General features: G+C 61.2%; 8 protein-coding genes. 4 read left to right on the forward strand and 4 right to left on the reverse strand.

Annotation, left to right across the window (positions count from 1 at the left end; genetic code table 11):
• Positions 1-23: 23 nt before the first annotated feature.
• From BGO89_04750 to BGO89_04760, 3 genes are all read right to left on the reverse strand, one after another.
• On the reverse strand, positions 24-1,361 hold the full coding sequence (locus BGO89_04750; protein ID OJX60876.1) for a hypothetical protein: 1,338 nt from the start codon (positions 1,359-1,361) through the stop codon (positions 24-26).
• Between the two features lies 1 nt (position 1,362).
• Positions 1,363-3,309, reverse strand: a complete 1,947-nt coding sequence (locus BGO89_04755; protein ID OJX60877.1) for a hypothetical protein — start codon at positions 3,307-3,309, stop codon at positions 1,363-1,365.
• A gap of 95 nt (positions 3,310-3,404) precedes the next feature.
• Positions 3,405-5,270, reverse strand: a complete 1,866-nt coding sequence (locus BGO89_04760; GenBank protein OJX60878.1) for a hypothetical protein — start codon at positions 5,268-5,270, stop codon at positions 3,405-3,407.
• A gap of 17 nt (positions 5,271-5,287) precedes the next feature.
• Here BGO89_04760 and BGO89_04765 point away from each other — a divergent pair, with 17 nt between their 5' ends.
• Complete coding sequence (locus BGO89_04765) at positions 5,288-5,767, forward strand: hypothetical protein (GenBank protein ID OJX60879.1); 480 nt, start codon at positions 5,288-5,290, stop codon at positions 5,765-5,767.
• Between the two features lie 195 nt (positions 5,768-5,962).
• On the opposite strand, the gene BGO89_04770 is transcribed toward BGO89_04765, so the two are convergent.
• Positions 5,963-6,463 carry a hypothetical protein gene (locus tag BGO89_04770; protein OJX60880.1) on the reverse strand — a complete coding sequence of 167 codons (501 nt, stop codon included), beginning with the start codon at positions 6,461-6,463 and terminating at the stop codon, positions 5,963-5,965.
• A gap of 21 nt (positions 6,464-6,484) precedes the next feature.
• Between BGO89_04770 and BGO89_04775 the strand changes: the two genes are divergently transcribed.
• The 3 genes from BGO89_04775 to BGO89_04785 all read left to right on the forward strand — a co-directional run bounded on the left by BGO89_04775 (position 6,485) and on the right by BGO89_04785 (position 10,456).
• Positions 6,485-7,810, forward strand: coding sequence for a hypothetical protein (locus BGO89_04775; protein OJX60881.1), 1,326 nt, complete (start codon positions 6,485-6,487; stop codon positions 7,808-7,810).
• A gap of 70 nt (positions 7,811-7,880) precedes the next feature.
• Positions 7,881-9,671 (forward strand): ABC transporter ATP-binding protein, encoded by a 1,791-nt coding sequence (locus BGO89_04780; protein OJX60882.1) that lies wholly within the window; start codon positions 7,881-7,883, stop codon positions 9,669-9,671.
• A gap of 11 nt (positions 9,672-9,682) precedes the next feature.
• Positions 9,683-10,456: a hypothetical protein gene (locus BGO89_04785; protein ID OJX60883.1), complete on the forward strand. Its 774-nt coding sequence runs from the start codon at positions 9,683-9,685 to the stop codon at positions 10,454-10,456.
• Positions 10,457-10,486 lie beyond the last annotated feature (30 nt).

Genomic DNA, 10,486 nt, shown 5'->3' on the forward strand with positions numbered 1-10,486 from the left:
GGTCGTTCGATGAAGGCGGCAAGTTAACGAAGCGGACGTTCAAGGTCGATGTTCTCATCTCCCTTGCGATAGGGCAGCAGGAGCAGGACGAGGCGCATCATTTCGTTGCTGTCGTCCATACTTCCTTCGAACGGAATGTCGCGTGGAGGATGGAAGGGATTGTGCGGATTGCCTGCAGTGTTGTCGAAGGTTGCCACGGCATTGAGAACGCTTCCGGCCGGAATGCGGATGGGGCGTTTGAAGCGGTAGAACTCCTGCCAGTTGAAGTCCCAGTCGGGAACGTCGACGAGAGGAATCGTATCTCCCTTCGGCGTTTCGACCCATACCCGGAAGGAGCGTCCGAGCAGGTGCATGTGCGGATTGATCGTCAGGGCACTGACGTCGTCATGGATACGTGCGAAGATGTGGTGCGTCACCGTGCTGCCGGCCCTGATCACGTCGTCGGCCTCGGACTTCAACGCAGGTTTGAATGCGGCGAAGACGATCGTGCGGGGCTCCTTCCTGCCGGCATACATGTTGATGCGGGCACGGTCCGATGCGGCGACGGGCGTGGGGGCATAGTGAAGATTGCGGATGAGCAGCACTCCGCGTCGTGGAAGACGGAACCCTATGCCGTCGGGAAAGATGAGCGGCGACATCCCGGGAAGCCATCCTGCGTGGAAGACTTCGCGCGGAGGACCGTACGTCGGCGACACGAGGCCGAAGAAACGATAATCGTGTATATCGTCTACGAATTGAGAATCGCGGTACATGAAGTACTCGGGTATATCGTGCAGCGAAACGTCCGGTGCCACTTCGAGGATCTGATAGCTCGCATGGTGGGACAGCTTGCGGTTGCCCGGGAGGTAGTCGATACCTCGCATGTACTGTTCGCGATCGAACTCGAACGGTATCGCATAGCAGATGTACGTCTGTCTGTTCGTACCGGGAATAGGAACGTCGGAGCGCATGGACAGCGTGACGGTCGGACGTCCGAGCAGCATCGAACCATCGGGGAACGGCGGTACCGGCGGCATCGCGCGCGCCGGGCCTTCGACCATACCACCTTCCACCCATGCACCGATCGTCCTGATCTCGGCATCGGTGAGGCGTCGTTCGTGAGCGAAGGAGCGATACGACGGATCGTTGCGCTGGGGAGGCATATAACGGTCCTCCGTCACGTAGGCTACCATCGACGCGCGCTTCCGCACGTCCTCGAACGACGTCAGTGGAAACGGCCCGGCGCCATCCTGCCGATGACACGGCACACAGTTGCGCATGAGGATCGGCGCCACGTGCTGTGTGAACGTCGGTACCTCGCCGGCGGTCAGGGGGAGCAGGAACGACAGGAAGAGCGGGAGCAGGGCAAGCGAACGGATCATGTCAGTAATCGCCGCCCACCCGCCGCTGATCGAGGGCACGGTTGCGATCCACGCGGGGCAGGCGTGCCGGACGTCGCGTCAGACCGGTCGTATCCGTGATCGCCCTCATGAAGGCGATCATATCCTGATAGTCCTTGTTCGTGAGATTGATGCGGTCCGGCGCAAGCGTCTGATACGGATGATCGATGCCGATACCCCGGCCACCGCCGAGATCGTAGAACTGGACGATCTGGTCGAGCGTGGTGTAGGCGCCGTTGTGCATGTAGGGAGCGGTGAGTGCGATGTTGCGGATCGTCGGCGTCTTGAACGAGTTGGCGTAGATGACGCTCTGCTCGCGCAGGATACCTGCCGCACGTCCCTTGTCCGCATCGAGGATCGCATTCATGGTGTCGGGTCTGGAAGGAACGCCGAGAATCTCCGATTCGCTGTCGGTGAAGGACGGCGGGACGTAGCCCGCGAACGACGGAGCGAAGTGACACGTTCCGCAGGCCGCACGGCCCATGAAGAGATTGAAGCCACGTTTCACGGCGGGATCGAGGTCGATGGCCTCGCCACGCACGTAGCGGTCGACGGGTGAGTCGAAGGATACGAGGGACGAGAGATAGGCGGCGATGGCCATGCCGACGTTGGCCACGTCGATGGCGCCGTTCCGTTCGTTGGGGAAGGCCTTCCCGAACATCGCTTCGTATTCGGAGCTCTCGCGGAGGCGGCCTATCATGTCGATCAGCGTGCTTCCGAATTCACGTTCGTTGGTCACCACATGTGAGATCACGTCGTTGATGCGGTTGGCGCGTAGGTCGTAGAAGAATCTCCGTGCGAAGACGGCGTTGATCATCGTGGGTGCGTTGCGGTCGATGGTTCCATCGTGGCCGAGGGCCACGCTCTTCGCATGACCGTCCGTGAACCCGCGCTCGGGTTGATGGCATGAGGCGCAGGCGCGTTCGTTGGTGGAAGACAGAATGGGATCGAAGAAGAGTGTGCGCCCGAGCTCGACGAGGTCCGCCGAAACGTGATCCCTCTGCAGGCCCGTACTCTTGAGCGGGTTGAAGAAGTCGGTAGCGAACATCGAACGTCCGCGCGGATTCACCGCGGGCGGGAAGGGACTCACTTCCGTGATGAACTCGATGCCGAGATCTGTCTGTACGTCGAGCAATGCACCGTAGAGCGGATCCATCACGTCGCGCAGGAAGGCGATGCGGTCGAAATCGTCGAATGCGGCATGGCGCAGATCGGCGATGCCCTTGTCGACGAGGGCGGCGATCTTCCGATGACGTTCCGCGAGTGTGCGGGATTCGAGCTGTGCGCGGAAGCCGTCGGAGATCGTCATGATCGTCGTGAGCGGCACGATGTCGTCTTCCATCGACGGTTCGGATGCCGGGCGGTCGAAGGCCACGATTCCCATCGACGAGATACGGACCACGGCGGAGCGGCATGCTTCGATCATCATGCGGTCCGTCCACCGCGTGCCACGCAGTTCGAGCAGAAGGTCGGGCATGTTGCCGCAGAGCGTATGGACCTTGTCGCGCAGTTCCGTGAGTGTGCGCATCGCCGTACTGTCGTCGGCATGCAGTAGTTCATCGATGATCTGGAATCCCTGCGGTCCGAGGATGTCGACGTATTGTGACTTCTGATCGAGGCGTGGCAGGGGAGCACCGTTGACGAACTGTGCCACGAAGCCGTTGTCGAGATATTCCGCCAGTGGCTCGAGACGCTTGTACGACCGGCGCGCCGCTTCGTAGGCCGAACGGGCGTCGACGAGATCCGCATCGGACCTGATGCCGTCGCAGGCCGTCCGGAATGTCGTCATGGCGGAGGTCACACTGTCGCATGAGGCGGCGATCCATGCATTGAGGCGTTCGCGCCGCAGTTTCTGATAGTCCGGCGACAGCCATGCCGTCAGGAGGGCAGTGCATACGAAGGTGGCGAGGAGGGTGAGGAACGTCTTCATGGAAGTCGATGGTGCTGGTGTCGAAAACGCGAAAGGACCGGTGGGGATTCCACCGGTCCTTGTCGCCCTGATGTCTATGGACCGACGACGTCCGATTACTTCTGGACGACGACCTGATGGGTCTTGCCGTCGGTCGTCATCACGTAGTAGGTACCGGAGGCGAGGTCGCGGATGTCGATCGATTCGCTGTCGCGTACGACGCGTACACGTTCGCCCTGGGCGTTGTAGAGAGCTGCGTCGATGGCCGTGCTGAAGCGAATCTCACGCGACGTCGGGTTCGGATAGATGCGGATTTCGGCCGGACCTTGTTCGCTGCCGTTGCCTTCGTGCTCGATACCGGACACGAGTTGCTTCAGGCCCGAGATGGAGAACGTGAGCGAGTTCTTCGAAGCGGCATCCGTGATGGCCACGTTGTCCGGGTGCTGGGCGTTGATCAGTACCGTGTTGCCGTCATCGAGGCTCGCGAAGCCGGTGATTTCCGAACCGTAGGGAGAGATGGCGAGGCGATAGAGGTTGTCGACCGACGGCGTTTTCGACATGTCGAGCAGCCATGCTTCGCAGTTCGTTCCACCCATTGCCGTGTTGGGCATACGACCCATCGTGAGGCCGTTGAGGTCTTCTTCGATGACCATGTAGGTCTTGCCGTTGACGTAGAGGAAGCCGAGACCGTCGGGGTTGGAGAGGTGCTTCGCGGGATACTTGTCCGGCGTGGCATCCTTGGTTTCGACGAACGGACCGCCTTCGATGTAGGAGCGTACGGAGTTATCGGACGGATCGAATTCGAGGACGCGGCCGTAGTAGTCCCAGTATGCGGAGCTGTCGACGCTCACGCCTTGTGCGGCTGCGCGGTCCGTCGTGTGCTTCGGAAGCGTCCAGCCATCGGCCAGGGCCTTCTTGTAGTTGGAGCCCGGCTTGTCGACACCCGTTTCCGTGATGTAGATCTTGCCCGTCGTCTTGTTCAGCGCCGTCCACTCCAGGCGCGTGAAGCCCGTGATGCCTTGCGTCTTGGCCCATTGGTGCGGAGCCACCATGATGTTCCAGTTGGCGGGGAGGTCATTGGGGACCTGCACCCACGTGCCCGTGAACTGACCGGGGTTCTGCTTGTAGAAGTAGAGCTTGCCCTTCGTGAAGTCACCGGGTTCGTCGGCGACGAACTTCGTGAAGAGGGACTGGCCGGCGGCACCGTCTTCGGAGAGATAGACCGTCTTCTGGTCGGACATCACCACGCCACCTTCGAAGCCCTGGCGTCCCCAGTTGTATTGCTTGCGGACGGCCTTGGCTTCCTTCGGATTGATCTCGACCATCCAGTTCATGTTCTGGTACTTCTTGATCTTCGTTCCGTCGAGGGCGGGGAAGCCGGACGGTTGCTTGGCACCGATGGTGAAATCCGTCGTGTCGCGGATACCTTCGCCCTTGGAGTTGATGCCGGCATTGCTCGTCTGATACCATTCCTCAGCCGTCCAGATGCGACCGTTCCAGGAGACGCCACCGCAGTTCATACCCGTTTCGCCGACCGTGTTCACGAAGTCGACGTTGAAGAACTTGCCCGTACGGCCATCCGAGAGCGTCTGGTTGAGCACTTCGAGCGTACCGTCTGCCTTCTTGCCGAGCTTGAACATCGTCATCCCGCCACCGTCACCGATGGCATCGTCCTTGGCGACCATTTCGTGGTTGACGACGACGTAGCCCAGGGCGTCGTCGGCCGGAGCATAGCCGATGTAGTCGTGCCACTGCTTGGCGACGGCCTTGCCGGCCGGCTTGTCGTTGATGGCGGAGGTCTGGACGGTATCGACACCGCCGACGAAGATGTTCTGGTACTTCAGGGGCGACGGCGGAACGACGACGCGGCCCTGAAGGTAGGGAATCATGGTTACCGGCTGGATGCTGACCGGGAAGTCTTGTGCCTGCGTGGCCGTGGTGATGGCGGCGAGGGCACCGATCGCGAGAAGCGAACGTTTCATTTGAAAGGGCCTTGAAAATGGATGGTGTTTGCGTGCAGCGCCGCGAAACTATCCATGGCCCGTTACGACAGTTTGGCGATGCCGTAATGGTTCGGTTACCGTTGTGTTACTACGTGGATTACATCCGGATAACGCCAGGGCACCCCTCAGCTCGCCGGGTGTCCCAGGGCCTCCAGTACGTTCCGCACGGCCTTGCCGTCGGCAACGGTGATGATGGCGATCCGTCCGTCACGCGTACGGAGTTCGGTGCCGTCGCATACGTAGCTGAATTTGCGGCCGCGAAGGCGGGGACCCTTGAAGAGGTTGACCCTGTAGTCGAGGTGCGGGCCCGGCCTGCCGAACTCTCGTTTGATATCGATCGGTCGTACGACGATGGATCCGATCTCGTCCCACCGGAACAGTTGGGCCGGTCCGCCCGTGCCGTCCGTGAAACGTACGTCGATGCCGACATCATTGATGATGAGCCATCATGGTGTAGCTGCGAAGCCGGGCGATAGCTATCCAGGCGAAGCCGCCGAACATGACAGACGGGAGCAGGAGCCCTATCGGATCCCCGTCCAGTGTAAGGAACCGGACGATGGAGATGGATATCGGCAGGAACGCGCATGCAAGAAGAACCTTGCTGGTCCGCGAGACATATGCCTTCGGCAGGTGCTGTGTATATGAAAGGTGGACGGACCGAGATGTCGTCATCATGCTGCCGGATGTCCGGCCTCACGGAAGGCCGCACGTACCGCTTCGCCGTTCTTCACCGTGATGACGATGGTCCTGCCGTTGCGCAGCGACAGCGCGACACCTTCCACGCCGTTCCATACGTAACCCGTCTTGCGGCCCCAGCCGTAGCGGATCCCCCAGCCGCCGAACTCGCCCAGCGGACTCACCTTCCGCACTGCGATGCGTTCTATTTCGTCCCATGCGAACCTTCGGGGGCGGCGATGGAAGGGACGGAAGCGAACGCTCACGCCGTCGTCGTCGATTCCCACCGTGAGCGTGGAGCGACCGAAGAGGAGCGACAGGAGCAGCGGCACGCTGACGGTCACGAGCAGGACCGGCCACAACGGCCCACCGGAATCTTCACCCGAGACCAGGAGCATGACGTGGATGGCGGTTGGCACCAGGACCACCACGGCCATCACGACGTAGAAGAGGACCTTCATGCTCTTCGGGGCACGCTGCGTATCGGTATAGAACATTCCCCAAGATAAGTTTGCATCATGAGCAGCACAACGTCGGAACCTTCCCTGACCACGTCGACGATTCTCCGTTTCTGGATACCACTATGCGCGACGTGGCTCATGATGGCCGTCGAGAGCCCCATCCTTACGTCCGTCATCGCACGCCTGGACGTTCCGATGTACAATCTCGCTGCCTATGGCGTGGCCGTCGCCCTGGCCATGTTCATCGAGGCGCCGGTCATCATGCTGCTGAGTACGTCCGTCGCTCTCGCGAAGGACCGTCTGGCCGTCGAGGCGTTGCGTGCATTCACGCGCCGTATCAACATCATCGTCACCGTGGGCATGATCGTCGTCTGCATTCCTCCGGTCTACGATCTGATCGTCCATCAGGTCATCCGGATTCCCGACGAAGTCAGCAGGCTGATGTACCGGGGTCTCGTCTGCATGATTCCGTGGCCGGCCGCCATCGGCTATCGCCGGTTCTATCAGGGTCTGCTGATACGCAACGGCTTCACGCGACGGGTGGCCTACGGAACCGTCGTACGACTGTTCACGATGGCCTTCTCGGCGTCGGTCCTCGTGCTGTTCTCTCCTTTCGATGGCGTCGTCATCGGTACGGTCAGCCTCACGAGCGGTGTGATCCTCGAAGCCTGGGCCACACGCTGGATGGCGCGCAGTACGCTGAGGGCGCTGCGCAGGCAGGACCCGGCGGCATGCGCTCCGCCACCCACGACGCGGGACATCCTGCGCTTCTACATGCCCCTGGCCCTTACGTCCATCGTGGGCTTCGTCGTGACACCGATGCTCGCCTTCTTCATGGGCCGGGCACGCCTTCCCGTGGAATCCCTGGCCGTTCTGCCCGTCGTCGACTCCTTCGTCTTCCTCTTCCGTTCCTTCGGCTTCTCCTATCAGGAAGTGGGCATCGCCCTCCTCGGCGAGGGGAACAGGCACTATACGGCCATCCGCAAGGTGGGCGTGATGATCATCGTGGGGACGACGGTGGCCCTCGGGCTCGTGGCGTTCACGCCCCTGAGCGAGGTCATCTATGCGGGCGTCTACGGCCTCAAGCCGGAGCTGGCCGACTTCGCGGTGGAGCCGACGATGATTCTCATCCTCCTGCCCATGCTGTCCGTGCTGTATTCCCTGCAGCGGGCCGTCCTCATCACCGCGCGGCGTAACGTCGCCGTCACCTGGAGTACCATCACGGAGGTGAGCTGCATCGCGGCCACCATGATCCTCACGTTGTGGCTGTTCGATCTGCCCGGTGCCATGGCCGCGGCCCTGGCCATGGTGGTGGGGCGTGTGATCGCCAACATCTATCTCCGGCGTGAAGTGAGCAAGGCGCTCAAAATGACGCCGCGGTGATGCGCTGTCCGTCACCGGATTCGTATTTTCCGGACTCGACAGACTTCTTCCATTTGCTCCCCGAGAGTCCATGACGCCGTTGCTGGAAGTCAAGAACCTGGTGACCGAATTCCGGTCCGATATCTACAACGTCAAGGCCGTGAACGACGTCAGCTTCACGGTCCACAAGGGACGCACCCTCGGCATCGTCGGTGAGTCGGGGTCCGGAAAGTCCGTCACCAGCCTTTCGGTGATGCGTCTCGTTCCGGATCCTCCGGGACGGATCACGGGAGGCCAGGTGCTGTTCCATGAACAGCATGGAGTGAAGGACCTGCTGAAGATTCCGGAAGACGAGATGCGCGGCTATCGCGGCAACCGCATCGCCATGATCTTCCAGGAGCCGATGACGTCGCTCAACCCCGTCTTCACCTGTGGCGACCAGATCATCGAGGCCATCCGCCTGCATCAGCACGTGAGCAAGGACGAAGCCGCCGCACGTACCCTTCAGCTCCTCAAGGAAGTGCAGTTGCCCCGACCAGAATCGATGATGAAGAGTTACCCTCATCAACTGTCGGGCGGACAGAAGCAGCGTGTGATGATCGCCATGGCCATGTCCTGCAATCCGTCCCTGCTGATCGCCGACGAACCCACGACGGCACTCGACGTCACGGTCCAGGCCACGATCCTCGACCTCATGCGCGACCTTCAGAAGCGCCACGACATGTCCATGATGTTCATCACGCACGATCTCGGCGTCATCGCCGAAATCGCCGACGACGTCATCGTGATGTACAAGGGCCGCATCGTCGAAACGGGATCCGTGCAGCAGATCTTCGAGGATCCGCAGCATCCGTATACGAAGGGTCTGCTGGCCTGCCGTCCACGACTCGACAAGAAGCTCAAGATCCTTCCGACCGTCCGCGATTTCATGGACGAAACGGCCGATGGCATCATCACCGAGCGGTCGCACGAAACGGTCGACGCCCGTGTACACGACCTCGAATTCTCACGTGCCGAAATCGACGCGCGCAATGCATCGCTGGCCGCGACGCGGCCGCTGCTCGACGTCAAGAACCTCGAAGTGCACTTCCCGATCAAGTCCGGCCTCTTCGGCAAGACGACGGGCTACGTCAAGGCCGTCGACGGCATCACGTTCGACGTCAAGCCCGGTGAAACGCTCGGTCTGGTAGGCGAGTCGGGTTGCGGCAAGACGACGACGGGACGTGCCGTCCTGCGCCTCGTCGAGCCGACCGGTGGAGACGTGATGTTCGACGGACACAACGTCCGCGCTCTGTCCGGCTCCGACCTGAAGACCATGCGCAGGGACTTCCAGATCATCTTCCAGGATCCCTATTCGTCGCTGAATCCGCGTCTGAGCGTCGGCAGCGCCATCATGGAAGTGTTGTCCGTCCACGGCATCGGCGCCAACGACAGGGAGCGCAAGGAACAGGTCCAGTACCTCCTCGACAAGGTCAACCTGTTGCCTCGGCACTTCAACAACTATCCGCACGAATTCTCCGGCGGCCAGCGTCAGCGTATCTGTATCGCCCGCGCCCTGGCGCTGAAGCCCAAGCTCCTGATCTGCGACGAATCCGTGAGCGCCCTCGACGTATCGGTCCAGGCCCAGGTGCTCAACCTGCTGGTCCAGTTGCGCGACGAGTTCAAGCTCACCTATATCTTCATCTCCCACGACCTCAGCGTCGTGAAGTTCATCTCCGACCGTATCGCCGTGATGAATGCGGGCAAGATCGTGGAAACGGGCACGGCGCAGAGCATCTATGCCGCACCGGAGCAGGATTATACGCGACGGCTCATCTCCGCCATTCCGCTCGGTACCGTCGACGTGATCAAGCGTCGTATGGCCGACCGATCCGCGGCCTGACGGGCGATCCCATGATCCAGATACAAGGTCTTACGAAATCCTTCGGTCCCAAGGCCGTACTCCGGGGTGTCGATCTCACGATTCCGTCCGGCAAGACGACGTGCATCATCGGCAGGTCGGGTTGCGGCAAGAGCGTCCTGCTCAAACACATCGTGGGCCTGCTTCGTCCCGATGCCGGTACCGTCGTACTCGACGGTACGGACATCCGCGACCTTAGTCCGGAACAGATCTTCGACATGCGCCGCCGCATCGGCTACGTCTTCCAGGGCGCGGCGCTCTTCGACTCCCTGTCGGTCTTCGACAACGTCGTCATCAGCCTCGTCGAGCATGGTGAACGGGATACGTCCCTGCTCGACAGCGAGGCCCGGCGCGTCCTGTCGGCCGTCGGTCTCCTGCCGGATCTCTCCGAGTCCGGTTCACAGGGCTACGAGAAGGAATACGGCATCCTGCGCGACAAGAAGCCGAGCGATCTGTCCGGCGGTATGAGGAAGCGCGTCGGCGTGGCACGGGCCCTGGTGGGAAGTCCGGCCTATATCTTCTACGACGAACCCACGACGGGACTCGATCCCATCACGTCGCAGCAGATCGACGATCTCGTCGGCGATCTCGCAGGCAAACTGCATGTGACATCCGTGGTTATCACCCACGATATGTTCTCCGTGTTCAACATCGCCGATCACGTGGTGATGCTCGAAGGCGGCAAGGTGCAATATGAAGGAACGGTGGACGGTCTGAAGGCGTCCCGCGACCCCGTCGTGGTCGACTTCCTTGCACGATATGTGTAACTATAGCGTCCATGTTCGCCTCCTTGCAGG

Origin of the sequence: Candidatus Kapaibacterium thiocyanatum, from assembly GCA_001899175.1 — a bacterium.
Classification (GTDB): Bacteria; Bacteroidota; Ignavibacteria; order Kapaibacteriales; family Kapaibacteriaceae; genus Kapaibacterium; species Kapaibacterium thiocyanatum.